15 protein-coding genes and 1 pseudogene are annotated in these 19,936 nt (G+C 71.5%); 6 read left to right on the top strand and 10 right to left on the bottom strand.

The window, feature by feature from the left end; genetic code table 11:
* Nucleotides 1–14: 14 nt before the first annotated feature.
* The 4 genes from R2S09_RS33905 to hpnR form a co-directional block, all read right to left on the bottom strand.
* On the bottom strand, nucleotides 15–485 hold the full coding sequence (locus R2S09_RS33905; RefSeq protein ID WP_306191982.1) for an SPW repeat protein: 471 nt from the start codon (nucleotides 483–485) through the stop codon (nucleotides 15–17).
* A 134-nt stretch (nucleotides 486–619) separates the two neighbouring features.
* Nucleotides 620–1,012, bottom strand: coding sequence for a cytochrome c oxidase subunit 4 (locus tag R2S09_RS33900; RefSeq protein WP_306191983.1), 393 nt, complete (start codon nucleotides 1,010–1,012; stop codon nucleotides 620–622).
* A complete protein-coding gene (ctaD, locus tag R2S09_RS33895; protein WP_306191985.1) occupies nucleotides 1,009–2,727 on the bottom strand; it encodes a cytochrome c oxidase subunit I in 1,719 nt (572 codons plus the stop codon). The genes R2S09_RS33900 and ctaD overlap by 4 nt, the downstream gene beginning before the upstream one ends.
* A gap of 34 nt (nucleotides 2,728–2,761) precedes the next feature.
* Nucleotides 2,762–4,264, bottom strand: a complete 1,503-nt coding sequence (gene hpnR / locus R2S09_RS33890; RefSeq protein ID WP_316745195.1) for a hopanoid C-3 methylase HpnR — start codon at nucleotides 4,262–4,264, stop codon at nucleotides 2,762–2,764.
* Nucleotides 4,265–4,608: 344 nt separating this feature from the next.
* Here hpnR and R2S09_RS33885 point away from each other — a divergent pair.
* Together R2S09_RS33885 and R2S09_RS33880 are read left to right on the top strand one after the other, a co-directional pair.
* A pseudogene (locus tag R2S09_RS33885) lies at nucleotides 4,609–5,364 on the top strand (enolase C-terminal domain-like protein).
* Nucleotides 5,365–5,397: 33 nt separating this feature from the next.
* Nucleotides 5,398–6,192 carry an SAM-dependent methyltransferase gene (locus tag R2S09_RS33880; protein ID WP_316745193.1) on the top strand — a complete coding sequence of 265 codons (795 nt, stop codon included), beginning with the start codon at nucleotides 5,398–5,400 and terminating at the stop codon, nucleotides 6,190–6,192.
* Nucleotides 6,193–6,261: 69 nt separating this feature from the next.
* Here the strand turns inward: R2S09_RS33880 and R2S09_RS33875 are convergent, their stop codons facing one another.
* Entirely contained in the window at nucleotides 6,262–6,456 is a 195-nt protein-coding gene (locus R2S09_RS33875; RefSeq protein WP_306191988.1) for an antitoxin, read from the bottom strand.
* 134 nt (nucleotides 6,457–6,590) lie between these two features.
* On the bottom strand, nucleotides 6,591–7,385 hold the full coding sequence (locus R2S09_RS33870; RefSeq protein WP_316745191.1) for a polysaccharide deacetylase family protein: 795 nt from the start codon (nucleotides 7,383–7,385) through the stop codon (nucleotides 6,591–6,593).
* A 280-nt stretch (nucleotides 7,386–7,665) separates the two neighbouring features.
* On the opposite strand from R2S09_RS33870, the gene R2S09_RS33865 reads away from it, so the two are divergent.
* Nucleotides 7,666–11,040: a pyruvate carboxylase gene (locus R2S09_RS33865; RefSeq protein WP_316745190.1), complete on the top strand. Its 3,375-nt coding sequence runs from the start codon at nucleotides 7,666–7,668 to the stop codon at nucleotides 11,038–11,040.
* Nucleotides 11,041–11,348: 308 nt separating this feature from the next.
* Here R2S09_RS33865 and R2S09_RS33860 read toward each other — a convergent pair whose 3' ends face one another.
* Together R2S09_RS33860 and R2S09_RS33855 are read right to left on the bottom strand one after the other, a co-directional pair.
* Complete coding sequence (locus R2S09_RS33860) at nucleotides 11,349–12,623, bottom strand: amidohydrolase (protein WP_316745188.1); 1,275 nt, start codon at nucleotides 12,621–12,623, stop codon at nucleotides 11,349–11,351.
* A 219-nt stretch (nucleotides 12,624–12,842) separates the two neighbouring features.
* Nucleotides 12,843–14,303 (bottom strand): amino acid permease, encoded by a 1,461-nt coding sequence (locus R2S09_RS33855; protein WP_306191992.1) that lies wholly within the window; start codon nucleotides 14,301–14,303, stop codon nucleotides 12,843–12,845.
* A gap of 280 nt (nucleotides 14,304–14,583) precedes the next feature.
* Between R2S09_RS33855 and R2S09_RS33850 the strand changes: the two genes are divergently transcribed.
* The 3 genes from R2S09_RS33850 (at nucleotide 14,584) to R2S09_RS33840 (ending at nucleotide 16,771) form a co-directional block, all read left to right on the top strand.
* Nucleotides 14,584–15,645 carry an ABC transporter permease gene (locus R2S09_RS33850; protein WP_316745186.1) on the top strand — a complete coding sequence of 354 codons (1,062 nt, stop codon included), beginning with the start codon at nucleotides 14,584–14,586 and terminating at the stop codon, nucleotides 15,643–15,645.
* Between the two features lie 95 nt (nucleotides 15,646–15,740).
* Nucleotides 15,741–16,091, top strand: a complete 351-nt coding sequence (locus R2S09_RS33845; RefSeq protein WP_316745184.1) for a DUF1330 domain-containing protein — start codon at nucleotides 15,741–15,743, stop codon at nucleotides 16,089–16,091.
* Between the two features lie 29 nt (nucleotides 16,092–16,120).
* Nucleotides 16,121–16,771, top strand: a complete 651-nt coding sequence (locus R2S09_RS33840) for an ion channel (protein ID WP_316745182.1) — start codon at nucleotides 16,121–16,123, stop codon at nucleotides 16,769–16,771.
* Nucleotides 16,772–16,812: 41 nt separating this feature from the next.
* Here the strand turns inward: R2S09_RS33840 and R2S09_RS33835 are convergent, their stop codons facing one another.
* Nucleotides 16,813–17,397 (bottom strand): TerD family protein, encoded by a 585-nt coding sequence (locus R2S09_RS33835; protein ID WP_306191997.1) that lies wholly within the window; start codon nucleotides 17,395–17,397, stop codon nucleotides 16,813–16,815.
* Nucleotides 17,398–17,563: 166 nt separating this feature from the next.
* On the bottom strand, nucleotides 17,564–19,900 hold the full coding sequence (locus R2S09_RS33830; protein ID WP_316745181.1) for a GH92 family glycosyl hydrolase: 2,337 nt from the start codon (nucleotides 19,898–19,900) through the stop codon (nucleotides 17,564–17,566).
* Nucleotides 19,901–19,936 lie beyond the last annotated feature (36 nt).

The following is a 19,936-nucleotide window of genomic DNA, read 5'->3' as shown; positions in this document are numbered from 1 at the left end:
CGTGCTCCTGTGTGTCACCTCCCGGCGCCCCGGCGTGCCTTGCCGATGGTCAGGCCCATGGCGGCGAGTCCCAGCACCATGGTCACCGCACCGACCCAGCAATTGTTCCAGATGATGCCCGCCCGCGCGGTGTGCAGGAAGGTCACCACCCAGGGCGAGATGAACAGCCACACGCCGAGTGGGACGAGCGCCCACGCCAGGCGGAACATGCGTTCCGGGGCCAGCGCCAGGCCGAGCCCGATCGTGGCGACGGCGAGGCCCACGATCAGGTTGTTGACGGTGATGGCGGGCTGGATCGCGAAGTGCACGACCCAGGGGGAGATCGCGGCGTAGAGGCCTGTCAGTACGATCAGGCCCTCGACGGCCATGGCCGGGCCGCTCGAAGCGGTGCGCTCGAGCCGTTCCCGCATCTCCGCCATCTCGGGATGCGCACCCATCATCTCCGGATGGGCGCCCACTTCACTGGAGCGATGTGGATACGACATTGCTGTCGTCTCCTCTCCGAAAGGGAGTCTATTGCCTTATGCAAGAGTTCCCCTGTTCGGGTGACTTATGCCGTTTTTATGTCGATTTCCGAGGATTCCTGGTATGGAAGGCGGTCCGGGGTGCGCGGCCGGGCTCAGGCGCCGTCGCGTCCCACGAACTCGAACACCATGCCGAGGAGTCCGACGGCGAAGACCCCGAAACCGATCATGAAGAGCCAGAAGCCGTAGATGACACCGACGGCGCACGTGGTCACGCCGGCGGCGGTGATCACCGGGTTCCTGCTGTGCGGCGGGAAGAAGTCGACGCGGCCGCTGCGTTCCCGGATCTCCCCGGTCGGCCGGTCCTCGGGCCGCTCCCCCTTGCGCCGGTGGTTGATCAGGCAGAAGAAGGCGATCAGCGACGCCATGAAGCAGGACACGGTCAGCGCGGCGATCCCGGCGGGCTCCCGGGCGAACCAGATGTAGGCCGCGTCCGTGAGCAGGAAGAACACGGCCACGCCGGCGAAGAGGTAGGCCTCGGACTTCATTCGCTCTGCCCCCCCAGGGTGTCGGGCGTCGCCTCCACGGCACCGTGCTCCGTCGGCGGCAACTCCTGCACGATCTCCGGATGATGCAGGTCGAAGGCCGGGGAGTCGGAGCGGACGCGCGGCAGCTCCGTGAAGTTGTGCCGGGGCGGCGGACACGACGTCGCCCACTCCAGCGACCGGCCGTATCCCCAGGGGTCGTCCACGTCCACCTTCGTCCCGTAACGGGAGGTCTTCCACACGTTGTACAGGAAGGGCAGCGTGGACAGGCCGATCAGGAAGGAACCGATCGACGAGACGGTGTTCAGGGCGGTGAAGCCGTCGGCCGCGAGGTAGTCGGCGTAGCGGCGCGGCATGCCCGCCTCGCCGAGCCAGTGCTGGACGAGGAACGTCGTCTGGAAGCCGACGAAGAGCGTCCAGAACTGGATCTTCCCCAGCCGCTCGTCGAGCAGCTTGCCCGTGATCTTGGGCCACCAGAAGTAGAACCCGCCGAAGGTCGCGAAGACGATCGTCCCGAAGAGCACGTAGTGCAGGTGGGCGACGATGAAGTAACTGTCGGTCAGATGGAAGTCCAGCGGCGGGGAGGCGATGAGCACACCGCTGAGCCCGCCGAGCAGGAAGGTGACCATGAAGCCCATCGCCCACAGCATCGGGGTCTCGAAGGAGAGGCTGCCCTTCCACATCGTGCCGATCCAGTTGAAGAACTTCACCCCCGTGGGCACCGCGATCAGGAACGACATCACGGAGAAGAACGGCAGCAGGACCCCGCCCGTGGCGAACATGTGGTGGGCCCAGACGGTGGCCGACAGCATGGTGATCGAGATCGTCGCGCCCACCATGCCCACGTAGCCGAAGACCGGTTTGCGGCTGAACACCGGGATGATCTCCGTGACCACGCCGAAGAACGGCAGGGCGACGATGTAGACCTCCGGGTGGCCGAAGAACCAGAACAGGTGCTGCCACAGCAGGGCACCGCCGTTGGCGGGGTCGTAGATGTGGGCGCCCAGCTTGCGGTCGGCCTCCAGCGCCAGCAGCGCCGCGGTGAGCACCGGGAAGGCAGGCAGGACTAGGATCGAGGTGAACAGCACGTTCCAGGTGAAGATCGGCATCCGGAACATGGTCATGCCTGGCGCGCGCAGGCACAGGATCGTGGCGATGAAGTTGACGGCGCCGAGCGTGGTGCTCAGACCCGCGACCACCAGCCCCATGGCCCACAGGTCCCCGCCGTGGCCGGGACTGTGCACGGCGCCGTTCAGCGGCGCGTAGGCGAACCAGCCGAACGGCGCCGCCCCGTTGTCGACCGCGAACCCGGACAGCACGGTCAGCCCGCCGAACAGGAAGAACCAGTACGTCAGGGCGTTCAGCCGGGGGAAGGCGACATCGGGGGCACCGATCTGCAGCGGCATGATGGCGTTGGAGAACCCGGCGAACGTCGGCGTCGCGAACAGCAGCATCATGATCGTGCCGTGGATCGTGAACAGCTGGTTGTACTGGTTGTTGTCCATGATCTGCAGGCCCGGCCGGGCCAGCTCGGCCCGCATGAACATCGCCATGATGCCGGCGGTCAGGAAGAAGCCGAACGCGGTGACCAGGTACAGATTGCCGATCTTCTTGTGGTCGGTGGTGGTCAGATAGTCCCGGAGCTTCTCGCCCGTACGGCCCCGGGGCGGCCACGCGGTGTGCCGCGGTTCGTTCACTCCGGGATGTGTCTGTGACATGAGCGCCCTCCACGCGCTTCGGCCTGCGACGCGCTCAACCGCCGGACGGACGAGTGGAGGGACCGGAGCGGGGAGCCGACCTGGTGTGGATGTACAGCTCCCGCCGGTCCCCGACCGGGACCCGGGGCGGCAGGGGCAGCTCGTAGCGGACCGGGCGGCGGTGGTCGGCGAGCTGGCGGCGAGGGTTGTAGACGCGGTTGAACTTCCACAGCATGCGCGCGAAGTTCGTCTGACCGTGCGCCAGCCGGCCGGCGAGGACACGCGCCGCGCCGAACGCGGTGCGCAGACCCAGGTGCTTGCGGTTGATGACCGACTGGGTGCGCACCAGCTCCTCGTAGAACCGGTCCAACGGCAGCGCGGTGGGGACCACGGCGTGCTGGATGTCGAACAGGCGGTAGTCGCGGGTGGTCAGCCGGCGGGACTCGGTGTGCCAGATCTCGGTGCCCGGATAAGGAGTCATCACCGTCAGGTGCACGATCTCCGGGACGGACAGGGCGAACTCGCGCACCAGGCGGAAGCGTTCGGCGTCCCAGGCCGGGTCCACGATCAGGTTGATGGCGACGTTGATCCCCAGCCGCCGCGCGGTCCGAAGGGCACGGAAGTTGTCGTCCGGGTTGACGCGCTTGCGGAACAGTTCCAGGCCCTCGGCGTCCAGGGCCTCCATGCCCAGGAACATGTAGCGCAGGCCCAGCCGGGCCCAGCGTTCGAACACCTCGGTGTGGCGCAGCAGCACGTCCGCGCGGGTCTCCAGGTAGTACTGCTTGCGGACCCGCCGGCGCTCCAGTTCGGCGGCGATCGCGTCGCCGTGCTCGGGACGGATGAACGCCACGTCGTCGACGATGAACACGTTGGGTTCGGCGATGGAGGCCAGCTCGTCTGCGGCGGCCTCCGGGCTCGCCTTGCGATAGCTGCGCCCGTAGAACGTCCAGGCCGAGCAGAACGAGCAGTCCCAGGGGCAGCCGCGGGTGAACTCGATGGAGGCGCAGGGGTCCAGCTCGCCGATGAAGTAGCGGCGCCGATGGCGCATCAGGTCCCGGGCGGGCCGCGGGGAGTCGATACTGTGCAGCATGCGCGGGGCCGGCCCGTGCCCGTCGGTGGTGACGATCCCGGGCACCTCCCGCAGACCCCCGTCCCGCACCGCCTCCAGCAGCGGGGCCATCGCCGGTTCCCCCTCGCCCCGCACCACGGCGTCCACCGCGCCCCGCGCCTGGCGCAGCACGTCGTCGGCCACGAAGGAGACGCTGTGCCCGCCGAAGAAGACGAAGCAGTCCGGCAGCGCCTGCTTCACGCCGCGGGACAGGTCGATGGCCTCGGGAATGTTGGCCAGGTAGTTCAGCGAGAAGCCGAGCACGTGCGGCCGGAAGGAGTGCACCACCCTGCGCAGGTCCCGTGGCCGCAGGACCTGAAGGTCGACCACCCGTACCTCGTGTCCGGCGTCGCGGGCCGCGGCGGCCACCCGCTCCAGGCCGAGCGGCTCCAGCCTGAGGAAGATCTCCGAGTACATCAGGGCACTGGGATGGACGAGCAGGACGCGCATGGATCACCTCGGGTTCCGCGGCGGGATGCGGGGGAGCAACCACGTTCGGCGGTACGGGCACGGCACCCGGCGCTCCCCGGCCTTCCCGTCGGTGGACGACTGCGCCCGGCGTCCATGACGGGTCGTGACAGGCGCACGGCGTACTTCATTCGGTCCCGTTCCAGCCGGGCTTCATGCAGGCCTTCGTCCGGCTGCCGCGCACGTTCCGCCTCACGGGCGACCCGGGCGGTGTGTCGCCGCGGCGGCCGGACCTGGGCCGGGCGGACGGCGGGCCGGACGCGTCCCGCGTCGTTCACGCACCCTGCGCACGGGCCACCCGCCGGTGACGACGCGCGGCCGTCGACGTGCACGCGTCCGAGCTGCCCACCGACAGCCCCGACGGCAGGAGCAGGACGCAACCCTGGAGTGGGACACCACCACCATGGTCCTGTGCCGGGTGCACGCGGGCGGGCGCACGGGCATCGGCCGCGCCTGCGGCGACGTGTCGCTCGCCGCGTTCCTGCCGGGCACGCTCACCCCCGGCTCGGGGGACGGCCGGTCTCCTCGCCGCCCGCGCTGTGGGAGCTGATGGGCAGGCGGATCCCCAACGCCGGCCGGCCCGGAGCGGGTGCCATGGCGGTGTCCGCCGCCGACATCGCCCTGTGGGACCTCAGGACCAGGCTGCCGGACTGCCGCAGGTCCACGCCCTCCCGGCCTGCCATGACCGGGTCCCGGTCCACGGCAGCGGCGGCTTCACCAACTGGGCGTACACCACACGGGACTTCGTCAGCCTCGTGGACGCCGACGCGCTGGACTGCCTCCAGGCGGACGTCACCCGCTGCGGCGGCATCACCGGCATGCTGGAGGTCGCCGGCCTCGCGGCCGCCCGTCACCTGGACCTGTCCGCGCACCGCGCGCCCGCGGTCTCCGCCCACGCCTGCTGCGCCGTGCGCCGCCTGCGGCACCTGGAGTCGGTTCGAGCAGTTGGTGTTCGACCCGCCCGTCCGGGCAGGCATGGGGGCCGGGTTCCGGACAGCCGCGCCGACCTGCCTTCCGGTCAACTGCGCTCACCCGAACGGCAGATGGTGTGCGAGACTGCGGTGATCGACAACCCCGCCTGACACCCACCGCACTCGCTCGACGGAGGAGCCGCCATGGCGACCGGAGCCCCCGACCTCCCGGCCCCGCAGACGGACACCGGCAAGGCGCACCCTGCCCGGGTGTACGACTGGCTGCTCGGCGGCAAGGACAACTACCCCGTGGACGAGGCCGTAGGGCGCATGCTGCCGCCTCAGGCGCGTGACGGCGCCCGGCAGAACCGCGCGTTCATGCACCGGGCGGCGGCCTGGCTCGCGGCGCAGGGCATGGACCAGTTCCTCGACATCGGCACGGGCATCCCGACCGAGCCGAACCTGCACCAGATAGTCCAGCGGGTGGTGCCCACGGCGAAGGTCGTCTACACGGACAACGACCCCATCGTGCTGCGGCACGCCGAGGCCCTGCTGGCCAGCCGGCCCGAGGGGATGACCGACTACATCGAGGCCGATGTGCGCCGGCCGGACCGGATCCTCGAGCACGCCCGGAAGGTGCTCGACTTCGAACGCCCCGTGGCGCTGTCGCTGATCGCGCTGATGCACTTCATCCCCGACGACCAGGACGCCCACGGCATCGTGCGCGAGCTGCTCGACGCGCTCCCGTCGGGCAGCTACCTCGTGCTGTCGCACGCCGCGTCCGACATCTTCCCGGAACTGGCGCGCCAGGTCACCGACGAGTACGCCAGGGGCGGCATCCGCCTCGGCTTCCGCACCCGCCCGGAGGTCGCCCGCTTCTTCGAGGGACTGGAGCTCGTCGGCCCCGGACTGGTCACGGCCCCCGAGTGGTTCACATCGCCCCCCGAGCCGCCGTCCGAGGACAGCGGCATCTACGCCGGCGTCGCTCGCGTCCCCTGACGCGGCGTGCGGGCCGCGAGGACACCGGACTTCCTCCCCTGCCCGAGGTAGGAGAAGTGGGCGCAGCAGTCAGCGCGGCGGCTGGTCGGGGCCCCGGTCCTGATCGCGCATCTGTTCCTTGAACCGGTCCTGGGCGGTGTCCACCTGGCTGCGGTACTTGCCCTGGGTGCGCTCGTCGATGTAGTCACCGCCCTTGTCGACGCCCTTGCCGGCCTGCTCCTCGTGACCCTTCAGCAGCCCCTTGAGCTTGTCCATCATGCTCATCGCGTGCTCCTTCACGGCGAGGGTTCACTACCAGCATGGCCGACCCCTCCCAGGGGCGCATCCGCAGCCGACGCGGGTCCGGAGAGGGCCGGAGAGGGCGGGCCACGGCCGGGTCACGGCGCACCGGACCGCGTTCAGCGCACCGGGAAACCGAACGAGTACCCCTGCTGCCTCAGCCAGGGCAGCACCTCGCGCAGCGCCGCCACGGTCTGGGAGCGGTCGCCGCCCGCGTCGTGGAAGAGGATGGTCGGACCGTTCGCGACCTCCTTCTCCACCGTGGCGACGATGGCCGCCGTACCGGGACGCTCGAAGTCCTTGCTGTCGACGTTCCAGCCGAGCGGCCGCATCCCTCGGGACGCGGCGAGGCCGCGGCTGTACGGGGTGAAGGCGCCGCCCGGGGCCCGGTAGTACATGGGGCGGACACCCCCGGACGCCTTGGTGATCATGCGTTCGGCGTCCAGGATCTGCTGTGACTGGTACGCCTGTGACTTGTGGTCCATGCCGGTGTCGTGCGACACCGTGTGGTCGCACAGCCGGTGCCCGGCCGCCACGACCGCCCGCACCAGGTCGGGGTGTGCCTCGGCCTGCGTGCCCACCATGCAGAAGGTGGCCTTCACACCGTTGTCCCGCAGCACCCGCAGCACCTGCGGCGTCCACACCGGGTCGGGCCCGTCGTCGATGGTGATGTTGACGCCCCGGGCGCCACGGTCCGAGGCATGGACGATCTCCGCCGACACCTTCGCCGGCGCGGAGCCCCCGGCCGCGGCCGCCGGCGCGGAGGGCCGCGCCGAGACACCTGTCCTCGCATGCTGCTTCCCGGTGGGATCCGCCTGCGCGGTCCACACCGAGGTGGCGGCGGCCACCGCGGTCACCCCGATCGCCGCCGCCAGCACCCGACCGTGCCATCCCCGCCCCGCATGCCGCACCATGTCCGCCCCGCTCCTCGCCGTCCGTGTGCTTTTCGTGCACCCGTCAGGACGGCACAACGCCCCTGAGGGATCCGCCTGTTACCGATCGCGGACAATTCCGGGGGGAACCGGCGACAGGCCGAGGCGGCCGACCCCGCGGCAGCGCGCGGAAGGAGCCCGCCGGGGGGTGGAAGGAGCCCGCAGCAGCGGACGGAAGGATTCAGTGGCCCGGCTCACATGGCGTGACACGGATGTCGCCGACACCATGGTCTGCGTCACCGGCAGGCCGAAGGGATCCAGGATGTTCCGCAAGGTACTGGTCGCCAACCGGGGTGAGATCGCGATTCGCGCGTTCCGCGCCGGCTACGAACTTGGCGCGCGCACCGTCGCCGTCTTCCCGTACGAGGACCGCAACTCGCTGCACCGGCTGAAGGCCGACGAGGCCTACGAGATCGGCGAGCCGGGGCACCCGGTGCGGGCCTACCTCTCCGTGGACGAGATCGTCCGCGCGGCGCGCCGGGCCGGCGCGGACGCCGTGTACCCGGGATACGGCTTCCTGTCCGAGAACCCCGAACTGGCCCGCGCCTGCGAGGCGGCGGGCATCACCTTCGTCGGCCCGGACGCCGCCACCCTGGAACTGACCGGCAACAAGGCCCGTGCGGTGGCCGCCGCCCGGGCGGCCGGTGTGCCGGTCCTCGGCTCCTCGGCGCCCTCCACCGACGTCGGTGAACTGGTCCGCGCCGCCGAGGACATCGGCTTCCCCGTGTTCGTCAAGGCCGTCGCCGGCGGTGGCGGGCGCGGCATGCGCCGCGTCGAGGACCCGGCCCAGCTGCGCGAGTCCATCGAGGCGGCGTCCCGCGAAGCCGCCTCCGCGTTCGGCGACCCGACCGTCTTCCTGGAGAAGGCCGTCGTCGAACCCCGCCACATCGAGGTGCAGATCCTCGCCGACGGCCGGGGCGGCGTCATCCACCTCTTCGAACGCGACTGCTCGGTGCAGCGCCGCCACCAGAAGGTCATCGAGCTCGCCCCGGCCCCGAACCTCGACCCGGCGCTGCGCGACCGCATCTGCGCCGACGCGGTGCGCTTCGCCCGCGAGATCGGCTACCGCAACGCGGGCACGGTGGAGTTCCTGCTCGACCCCGAGGGCAACCACGTCTTCATCGAGATGAACCCGCGCATCCAGGTCGAGCACACGGTGACCGAGGAGGTCACCGACGTCGACCTGGTCCAGGCCCAGCTGCGCATCGCCGCCGGCGAGTCCCTCGCCGACCTCGGGCTGACCCAGGACACCGTCCGGTTGCGCGGCGCCGCCCTGCAGTGCCGTATCACCACCGAGGACCCGGCCAACGGCTTCCGCCCCGACACCGGCCGGATCAGCGCCTACCGCTCACCGGGCGGCTCGGGCATCCGCCTGGACGGCGGCACCACGCACGCCGGCACCGAGATCAGTGCCCACTTCGACTCGATGCTGGTCAAACTCACATGCCGGGGACGGGACTTCAAGACCGCGATCGGCCGCGCCCGGCGTGCCGTCGCCGAGTTCCGTATCCGTGGGGTGGCCACCAACATCCCGTTCCTCCAGGCCGTCCTGGACGACCCCGACTTCCAGGCCGGGCGGGTCACCACGTCGTTCATCGAGGAACGGCCGCACCTGCTCACCGCCCGCTCCTCCGCCGACCGCGGCACCAAGCTGCTCACCTACCTCGCCGACGTCACCGTGAACAAGCCGCACGGCGAACGGCCCGAGTCGGTCGACCCGGTCACCAAGCTGCCGAGGCTGCCCGCCGGTGAGCCGCCCGCGGGCTCCCGGCAGCGCCTGGTCGAACTCGGCCCCGAGGGCTTCGCCCGCCGGCTGCGCGAGGCGCCGACCATCGGCGTCACCGACACCACCTTCCGCGACGCCCACCAGTCCCTGCTCGCCACCCGCGTGCGCACCAAGGACCTCCTGGCCGTCGCCCCGGTCGTCGCCCGCACCCTGCCCGAGCTGCTCTCCCTGGAGTGCTGGGGCGGCGCCACCTACGACGTGGCGCTGCGCTTCCTGGCCGAGGACCCCTGGGAGCGGCTGGCCGCCCTGCGCGAGGCGGTGCCCAACATCTGTCTGCAGATGCTGCTGCGCGGCCGCAACACCGTCGGCTACACCCCGTACCCGACCGAGGTCACCGACGCCTTCGTCCAGGAGGCCGCGGCCACCGGCATCGACATCTTCCGCATCTTCGACGCCCTCAACGACGTCGACCAGATGCGCCCGGCCATCGACGCTGTACGCGGGACCGGCACGGCCGTCGCCGAGGTCGCCCTGTGCTACACCGGGGACCTCTCCGACCCCGCCGAGCGCCTCTACACCCTGGACTACTACCTGCGCCTGGCCGAGCGGATCGTCGGGGCGGGCGCGCACGTGCTGGCGGTGAAGGACATGGCCGGACTGCTGCGCGCGCCCGCGGCGGCCAGGCTGGTGTCGGCGCTGCGCCGCGAGTTCGACCTCCCGGTGCACCTGCACACCCACGACACCGCGGGCGGGCAGCTCGCCACCTACCTCGCCGCGATCCAGGCCGGCGCCGACGCGGTGGACGGCGCGGTCGCCTCGATGGCCGGCACCACCTCCCAGCCGTCGCTGTCGGCGATCGTCGCCGCCACCGACCACTCCGACCGCCCCACCGGCCTGGACCTGCAGGCGGTCGGCGATCTGGAGCCGTACTGGGAGAGCGTCCGCAAGATCTACGCCCCCTTCGAGGCGGGCCTGGCCTCGCCGACCGGACGCGTCTACCACCACGAGATCCCCGGCGGCCAGCTGTCCAACCTGCGCACCCAGGCGGTCGCGCTCGGCCTCGGCGACCGCTTCGAGGACATCGAGGCGATGTACGCCGCCGCCGACCGCATCCTGGGCCGCCTGGTCAAGGTCACCCCGTCGTCCAAGGTGGTCGGCGACCTCGCCCTGCACCTGGTGGGCGCCGGGGTCGCGCCGGAGGACTTCGAGGAGACACCGGACCGGTTCGACATCCCCGACTCCGTCATCGGCTTCCTGCGCGGCGAGCTGGGCACGCCGCCCGGCGGCTGGCCGGAACCGTTCCGTACCAAGGCCCTGAAGGGCCGCGCGGAGGCCAAGCCCGCGGCCGAGCTGACCGCCGAGGACCGCGAGGGCCTGGACAAGTCCCGCCGCTCGACCCTCAACCGGCTGCTGTTCCCCGGACCGACACGCGACTTCGAGACCCATCGCCAGGCGTACGGCGACACCAGCGTCCTGGACAGCAAGGACTTCTTCTACGGCCTGCGCCCCGCCAAGGAGTACGCCGTCGACCTCGAACCCGGCGTACGGCTGCTGATCGAGTTGCAGGCCGTCGGTGAGGCGGACGAGCGCGGCATGCGCACCGTGATGTCCACGCTGAACGGCCAGCTGCGCCCGATCCAGGTGCGCGACACCGCCGCCGCGGCCGACGTTCCCGTGACGGAGAAGGCGGACCGCGCCAACCCCGGCCACGTGGCGGCGCCGTTCGCGGGCGTGGTGACACTGGCCGTGGCCGAGGGCGACGAGGTGGCGGCCGGCGCGACCGTGGCCACCATCGAGGCCATGAAGATGGAGGCCGCCATCACCGCCCCGAAGTCGGGCCGCGTGACCCGGCTGGCCATCAACCGCATCCAGCAGGTGGAAGGCGGCGACCTGCTGATCGAGGTCGCCTGACCACCTTCAGGTGGGCCGGGCCGGTCCGGCCCACCGGCCGGGTCGGCCCATCGGTCAGAGTGGCGTCACCGGCTGGGTCGGCCGACGGGCCGGGCCGGCCGGGTCGGTTGGGTGCCTCCGGCCGGGTCGGCCCATCGGTCAGGGTGACGTTCCCGGTTGGGTCGGCCGAGGCGCAAGGTCGGCGGGGTTCGGTTGGGTGCCTCCGGCCGGGTCGGCACACTGTTCAGGGCGGCGTCACCGGTTGGGTCGGCCGAGGGGCAGGGTCGGCCGGCCGGGTCGGTCTCACCGGCCGGGCTCACAGGCCGGGTTCAGCGGACGGTCTCGTCCTTCGGGGAGTCCAGCCAGGCACGGGCCGCGGCGGTCAGTGCGGTGATGCCGGTGCTCAGTGTCGGCTCGACGACCGGGGCGAAGTGCGGGGAGTGGTTGGAGGGCTGGCCGCGTGCCACCTTCGCCAGGTCCTCGAACGTGCGGGCCGAGGCGAAGGCGGTCGGGTCGGCGCCGCCCAGCAGCCAGTAGACGCACGGGGCGTCGGCGCCCTGGGCCAGCAGGCCGACGTCCTCGCTGCCGGTGGCCGGACCGGGATCGACCAGGCGTGAGGCGCCCAGCGCCTCGGTGAGGGCCTGCCGGGTCCGGTCGCTGGCGGCGGGGTCGTTGACCACCGCGGGGAACGACTCGGTGTACGCGATCTCCGGCTCCCGGGGCGCGCCGGAGGCGGCCGCCTCGCCGCGGACGATCCGCTCCACCGCCCGCAGCACGGCCTCGCGCACCCCCGGCTCGAAGGTACGCACGCTCAGCAGCAGTTCGGCGCGGTCCGGAATGATGTTGGGCTTCGTTCCGGCGTGCAGGGCGCCGACGGTGACGACCGCCGTGGAGGTACCGGCCACCTCCCGGGAGACGACACCCTGCAGGCGCTGCACCGTAGCGGCGGCCATGAGGACCGGGTCCACGCAGGCCTCCGGCCGGGACCCGTGGCCCCCGCGTCCGTGCAGGACGACGCGCAGCGAGTCGGCCGCGGCGAACGCCGGCCCCGCGTGCAGCCCGACGAAGCCGGCGGGCAGCGGTGACACGTGCTGCCCGAGCACGACCTCCGGCCGGCCGAACCGCTCGTACAGCCCGTCGTCGATCATGGCCCGGGCGCCCCCGCCGAGCTCCTCGGCCGGCTGGAAGACCAGCAGCACGGCGCCCCGCCACGCGTCCCGGTGGGCCGACAGTTCGGCCGCCGCGCCCAGCAGGCAGGTGACGTGCATGTCGTGGCCGCAGGCGTGCATGACGGGCACCTCGCGCCCCTCGGTGTCGGTCGCCCGTGCCGTGCTGGCGTACGGCAGGCCCGTCTGCTCCCGCACCGGCAGGGCGTCCATGTCGGCCCGCACCGCCACCGTGGGTCCCTCGCCGCTGCGCAGTACACCGACCACGCCCGTCCCGCCGACGCCGGTGGTCGTCTCGTAGCCCGCGGCGCGCAGCCGCTCGGCGACGATGCGGGCGGTGCGGTGCTCGCTGAAGGCGAGCTCGGGGTGGGCGTGCAGATCGCGGTACACCTCGGCGAGGCCGTCGAGGCCGGGCCGTGGGGACAGGCTGCTGGGCATCGTGCCACCTTCCGATACGGGGTCCGGATCCGGCGGTGCCGCCGGGGCGTGCCACCCGGCTCAACATATCGAGAAGGTGATCTCACGGCCCTGCCAGGGCGCGCGGGCCGGTCCCTGCGATCGTCCGCCCGCGCTCACGGCAGGATCCGTGCGGAGGCGGCCCGGTCAGCCGTGGCGTGTGGGCCCCCCTCGCGGACGTCACCGCCGGGAGGCCCGGCCTCACCCGCTCGTCCCGCCCCGGGCCCGGTTCCGGGCCGCCATCACCGCGTAGACGACGACGCCCGCGAACAGGAACAGCACGCCCTGGTAGACGGCGGCGTATCCGGCGCCCGCGACGAGCCACATCGAGAAGGCGGCCGCGACCGACGCGAGCACGGCGTCCCGCACCAGCCGTCCCCGGTCGACCATGTCCCGGCGCCCGGCGACGAGGTGGAACAGCTGCGCCGCCGTGGCCAGCAGGTACGGCACCGTCGCCGTGAACGTGGTGACGAGGACCAGGATCTGGAAGACCTTCGCCGAACCCGAGGTGTAGTTGTAGACGGTGAGCAGCGAGGCGAGCACCACGGTGACGGCCACACCGACGGTCGGAACACCCCGCCGCCGGCGCGCGAAGGCCGCCGGGAACAGGCCGTCCTGTGCGGCGGCGTACGGGGTCTGGGCGCTCAGCAGCGTCCAGCCGTTGAGGCAGCCGGTCATCGACACCAGCGCGGCCAGCGCTACCGCCCAGCCGCCCCAGGCGCCGCCGAACATGGCGTTCACGGCGTCCGAGAACGGCGCGGTGGACTCCACGAGACGGCCGTGCGCGACCGTACCGAAGACCGACAGGGTGCCCAGCAGATAGACGAGGGCGGCTCCCACGGTGCCGATGACGGTGGCGCGCCCCACATTGCGCCGGGGATCCTTCACCTCGCCCGCGCTGACCGCGGCGGACTCCACACCGAGGTAGGAGAAGAGCAGGATCGCGGCGGACGCCGACACCGCGCCGACCGCGCTGCCGCCGCCGGCGTTGAAGGGGCCGAGGTTGTGCGGGTCGAAGAAGAACAGCCCGCCGACCGCCACGAGCAGCAGCGGCACGAACTTCAGCACGGTGGAGACCAGCTGGACGGCGCCCACGTAGCGGGTGCCCGCGAAGTTGGCGAGCGCCGGCAGCCACTGCAGGACCAGCGCGGCCAGGCACGCGCTCCAGCGGTGGTCGTTCACCGGTACCAGCACGTCGAGGTAGCCGACGGCTGCCACGGCGAGTGCCGCGTTCGACACCCAGGTGGTGATCCAGTACGCCCAGGCGGCCAGGAAGCCGGCGAAGTCGCCGAAGGCCCCGCGGGCGTATACGTAGGGGCCGCCGGTGCGCGGGTCGCGTTCGGCGAGCCGCCCGAAGACGAGCGCGAGAGTGATCGCGCCGACGGTCAGGACGCCGAAGGCGACCAGGCTCACCGTGCCGTACGGGGCGACGGAGGCCGGGAGCAGGAAGATGCCGCCGCCGATGATGTTGCCCATGACCAGCGCGGTCGCCACGGGCAGCCCGAAACGGCGGGCGTGCCGGTCGGCGTCGCGGGTGCGAGCCTCGGTGGTCGAGCGGGCCGTGGGAACACCGCTGATCGTGGGGTCGACGGCGGGGGAGGGGGCCGCGGGGGTGTCCTGCGGGGCCGGAGCCGACTGCGGGGCGGTCCCGGTGACGTGCATGGGGTGGTGCGCCTCTCTTCGAACTGGTGCCCGGGATCGCCGGACGGACCCCATGGTCCGGCATCGGTCGTCATGGCTCCAAATCACCTCGTTTCGTCCTGTATGGCTGGGTGCGGCACCGTAAAACGTGCGCCGCGGCGGCCCCGGAGGCGGGAAACGTCCGGATCGAGGGATCTCGGCCGGTGAGGGAGAAGCGGCGGCAGGGCGCGGGTGAGGTGGGGGCGAGGCGCGCGGAGAGCCCGGCGAGGGAGGCGCCGCAGGATGATCTAGCGTGGATGTTATGTCCGATACGTCGCATGGTGAGCACGGCCGCCTGCCCACCCCGGCCGAGCGCTGGGCCTCCTTCCGGGAGTCGCCCTTCCTGCCCGCGACGGTCCTGACGCTGATCATCACCGCCGCGGCCGGACTCTTCGCCGGCTCCTACACGTACACCATGGCCAACCCCACCCCGCACACCATCCCCACCGCGGTCGTCGGCGCCCACGACCAGCAGGGCGCCCGGCGTTTCGTGGCCGGCATGGAGCAGGCCCTGGCCGCCTCGCTGAAACTACGGCCCTACGCCACACTCGGCGCGGCGGAGGAAGCCGTGGACGACCAGAAGGTGTTCGCCGTGCTCGACGTCCCCCCGGCCGCGAACAACGTCACGCTCTACGTGTCCGGTGCCACCGGGGCCACGGTCGCCCAGGTACTGGTGGAGTCGGCGCAGAAGGTCGGCCACGCCACCGGCGTGCCGGTCGCGATCCACGACCTCAAGCCGTTGCAGAAGGGCGACCCGCGCGGACTGGCGATCTTCTACATCTCGCTCGCGGCCGTGATCGTCGGCTTCGTCGGGGCCATCCAGCTCAGCGTGCAGGCCCCCGGGCTGAACCCGCTGGAGCGCATGGCCTTCACCGTCGTCTACGCCCTGCTCGGCGGGTTCGTGATCGCCGCGGTCGTGGACTGGATGCTCGGCGCCCTGGATCTGCCCTTCGTCGAGTCCTGGATGATCCTGGCACTGACCATGTTCACCTCCGGCATGGTCTTCACGATGTTCAACACCCTGTTCGGGCGCTGGGCCATGATCCCGACATGGGGCCTGATGGTCCTGCTGGGCAACCCCTCCTCGGGCGGCGCGGTCTCCTGGCCGCTGCTGCCCTCCGCGCTCGGTGTCATCGGGCGCTGGCTGCCGCCCGGCGCCTCGGTGAACGCCCAGCACACTGCCGTGTACTTCACCGGGCACCAGCACGCCTTTCCCTTCCTGGTCCTCACCGTCTGGGCCGTCGTCTCCTGCGCCGTCTTCTGGACCTGGCGGCACCGCCACCCCGGCGGCCGCGAAGTCCGTCCCGCCCACGCCGCCCCCTGAGGGCCGTCGATTACCCCGAAAGTCATCGATCCCGCACCGTCCCCCGTGCCACGATCGTCGTCGTGAGAGGGCCGAGCGACCGACCGGAGGACACCATGCCCGCCTACGCCATCGCCCACCTGCGCGAGGCCGCCCCGCACCCGGAGATCGCCGAATACATCGAACGCATCACCGACACCTTCGAACCGTACGGCGGCCGCTTCCTCGTGCACGCCACCCAGCACGAGGTGAAGGAGGGCAGCTGGCCCGGACACGTCGTGGTGATCGTCTTCCCCGGGATCGACGAGGCACGGGCCTGGTGGGACTCGCCCGCCTACCAGGAGATCGCACCGCTGCGCTCACGCCACATCGAGGGCGACATCATCCTCGTCCCGGGCGTCCCCGACGACTACGACCCGGCCACCACCGCGAAGGCCATGCGCGAGTCGCTGCCGCGCGACCGGTGAGTCACCGTCCGCGCGGGAAGAGACACCGCATGACCGATCCAGCAGCGCCCCGGAACGGCCGGAACGGCCCCGATGACCCCCATGGCCGGCACGACCGGAACGGCCGGGCTCAGCGGGGCGGACGCCCCTTGTCGCCCCGATGGGCCCCCGCCCTGTCCCTCGTCCGTGCCGTGTGCGTCACGGCCGGGCTGGTCGCCGCGTACTACCTGCTGCCCCTGGACCACCACGACACGGCCGTGACGCTGGCGCTGCTGGTGGGCGGTCTGTTCGCGGTCGCGGTGATGTTCGGCTGGGAGGTGGTGGTCGTCGCGCGCTCCCCGTACCCCCGCTTCAGGGCCGTGGAGGCACTGGCGGCCACGCTGCCGCTGTTCCTGCTGCTCTTCGCCGGCGCCTACTACCTCCTCGACCGTTCCGCCCCCGGCTCCTTCAGCGAGCGGCTGACCAGGACGGACGCCCTGTACTTCGCTCTCACCACGTTCGCCACCGTCGGATACGGCGACATCACCGCCCGGTCCCAGGCGGGGCGCGTGCTGACGATGTTCCAGATGGCGGGCGGGCTGCTGCTCGTGGGCGTCGCCGCACGCGTGCTGATGGGCGCGATCGAGATGGGGCTGCGCCAGCGGGACCGGTCGGCCGGGCCGGGCCACGGCGCGGCCCGGCCGGCGGACGACCGGAAGTGAGGGCCGCGCACGTGCGCGCGTACACGCACGTGCGCGGGTCACTACTTGCTGACGGCGAAACGCATCAGGGCGTGCTCGTCGCCCTGCTTGATCTTCCCCGTGACATTGATCACCTCCAGCTTCCAGCTGCCTCCGGCGCGCACGGCCTTGGCCACGGCGCAGCCGTTGTCCTGGGTGAGCAGGCTCGGCCAGATGTCGGCGACCTGCTGGGAGCTGCCCCCGGTCGCGTCGTACACCTTGAAGCTGATGTTGCGCGCCTTCTGGAAGGAGCTTCCCTTCTTGAAGGCGGCGGCGACGAACACGATCGAGGTGATCTGGGCCGGGATGCGGCTGAACTCGACCGTCACCGTCTCGTCGTCGCCGTCCCCGCGGCCGGTCTGGTTGTCCCCGCTGTGCACCAGCGAGCCGTTGCCCATGGGATCCAGCGAGTCGAGGCCCGCCAGACGCACCGGGTCGGCGCCCTGCATGGCGATGGCGATGAGGTCGAGGTCGGTGCCGGCCTTGCGGCGGAGCATCCCCATCACCCCGCCACTGGCACCGGCGGTGGGGTCCCAGGACACCCCGATGGACAGATGGGTCACACCGTCCAGGTCCGCGGGGCCGTCTTCCTTCGTCAGCGTAATCATGTGTAGATCATCCTCTGGTGAGGGGTACTCCGACAGGCAAAGTGTGCCTGGAACACACATCGTTGCGCATGACTGGCCTGCTGCTTGCCGTTTCATCCCCTTATGCAACGGGTGCGGGGCCCCGGCCGGGCCGGCGACGTGTCGCCGCCGGCCGGGCCTTCCGGCCTCAGTTCAGCGCGGGCGGCCCCGCCTCGGCGGCCGTGCCCCAGGCGGACGGCTGCGCGCCGACAGTGAAGGCGAGCGACGTCAGGTGCCGCAGGGCGTCCGTCGTCAGGTACGTACGACCGTACGGGGATCCGTCGGCGCGGGCCGACTGGATGTAGCGGTTGCCGTCCGACGTGCCCGGCGCGGTGATGGTGAGCGAACCGCGCGGGTAGTAGCGCCGGTCGAGGGTCAGGTCGACCCGTTCGAAGACGGGGGTGGACAGGCCCCAGGTGTCGTAGCCGGGCTGCACCGGGAAGACGCCGATCGACGACAGCACGTTCCAGGCCGACATGGTGCCCAGGTCGTCGTTGCCGGTCATGCCGGTCGGGGTGTCCGTGAACAACGTCAGGGCGGCGTGCACCACGTCGGTGGTCTTCCAGGGCTGACCGGTCGACAGATAGGTGTAGGGCGCGATGAGGTCGGGCTCGTTCTGCGGGTTGTACTTGTCCGCGTTGTAGTAGTCGTAGGGGCCGTTCACCCACACCTGACGGGCGGTCTTCGCCGGGTCCGCGACGAGCCGGTCGTAGGCGAAGAAGGAGTCCAGCCGGTCGTTGGCCGCCTGCTTGCCGCCGATCAGGGAGATCATGCCCGGCAGGTCCTGTGGCACCAGCCACTGGTACTGCCAGGACGTGCCCTCGTGGAAGCCCTCGCTCCGCGCCGGGTCCGCCGGTCCGGTGAAGGCGCCGGAGGCGTCGCGGGCGCGGAAGAAGCCGGTCGAGGGGTCGAAGATCTTCCGGTAGTTCTGGGCGCGGGCGGTGTAGCGGGCGGCGTCGGCGTCGTGGCCGAGGTCGCGGGCCATCTCGGCGAGCACGGCGTCCGACAGGGCGTACTCCAGGGTCGCGGACGCGCCGTGGTCGTAGTCGGAGTCGCCGGGCTTGGCGTGCGGGCGGCCCTTGATGTACGGCGCGAAGCCGCCTGAGACGTACTCCTTGTCCGCCTCGCGGCCCACGGCCGGGGAGTCGGCGGGCGGCACTCCGTCGGCGTTCTTCTTCAGGGCGCGGTACGCTGGCTCCTCCCAGCCCTTGAGCAGGCCCTGCTGGTAGGCGTTGGTCAGGAACGGCGTGACGGGGTCGCCGGTCATGATGTTCGTCTCGACCGTGCCGTAGCCCCACTTGGGCAGCCAGCCGCTCTCCTCGTCGATCCTGACGACGGAGATCGCCATGTCCCGGGCCTCGCGCGGCGCGAGCAGCGACAGCAGCTGTGACTGGGTGCGGTAGGTGTCCCACAGCGACCAGTTCTGGTAGTACGTGAAGCCCTTCGCCCGGTGGATCCTCTGATCCCAGCCGGTGTAGCGGCCGTCCACGTCACTGCCGATGTTCGGCGCGAGGAACGACCGGTACAGGGACGAGTAGAAGGTGCGGCGGAGCGTGTCGCCGCCGCCTTGGACGCGGACGTCGTCCAGCCGGTCCTCCCAGGCCCGCTGTGCGGCCTCGCGGACCTGGTCGAAGGAACGGCCGCCCTCAGCGCGGAGGTTCAGGGCCGCGCCGCGGGCGTCGACGTACGACAGGGCCGTCGTCGCCTCGACGGTACGGTCCTTGGTCGTGTCGAAGCGGACGTAGGCGCCGTCCCGCCCGGTCCGCGAGCCGGCGGTGACCGTCGGGCCGTCCCAGGTGCCGTAGGCGGTGAACGGGCGGTCGAAGCGGGTGATCGTGTAGACGGTGTAGGGCTCGGTGTCCTGGCAGAAGCCGCTGCCGGTGATCGCGGTGCGCACCGTCCGGTTGTCGAGCACCTCGACCTTGGTGGTCACCGTCCGGTGCAGCGACTGACCCGCATCGAGCAGCACGTTGGCCTTGTCGGTGGCGGGGAAGGTGTAGCGCTGCACGCCCGTGCGCGCCGTCGCGGTCAGTTCGGCCTCGATGCCGGTCCTGAGCCCCACCTTGTAGTAGCCGGGGCTCGCCTGCTCGTCGTCGTGGCTGAACTCGGCCTGGTACTCGGTGTAGTCGGTCTCGGTGACGTCACCCGTGGTCGGCAGCACCGGCAGGTCGCCGCCCAGGCCGCAGCCGACGCCGGAGAGATGGACCAGCGAGAAGCCCCGGATGTGGTTCTGCGCGTAGTCGTAGCCGGTGTTGTGGCCCGTGTCCGGCGAGAACTGCACCATCCCGAAGGGCACGGCCGCACCGGGGTAGGTGTTGCCTTCGTTCTGGGTCCCGATGAACGGGTTGACGAGATCGGTGAGGCGGCCGTCCGGGACGGTGGCTCCGGCCGCCCGAGCGGCGGGGGACGCGGTCAGGGCGGCGCCGAGGAGCGCGACTGCCGCGACGACCGTTCCCGCGCCGCGTGTGCGCTGGGTCCATCTCATGGGCATGGGCCCTCCCGAGGAGACGTGGACAACGTT

It is taken from the genome of Streptomyces sp. MK7 (genome assembly GCF_032658145.1).
GTDB lineage: Bacteria > Actinomycetota > Actinomycetes > Streptomycetales > Streptomycetaceae > Streptomyces > Streptomyces spiralis.
Note: the sequence above shows the minus strand (reverse complement) of the source record. Positions and strands in the feature narration are given on the sequence as shown.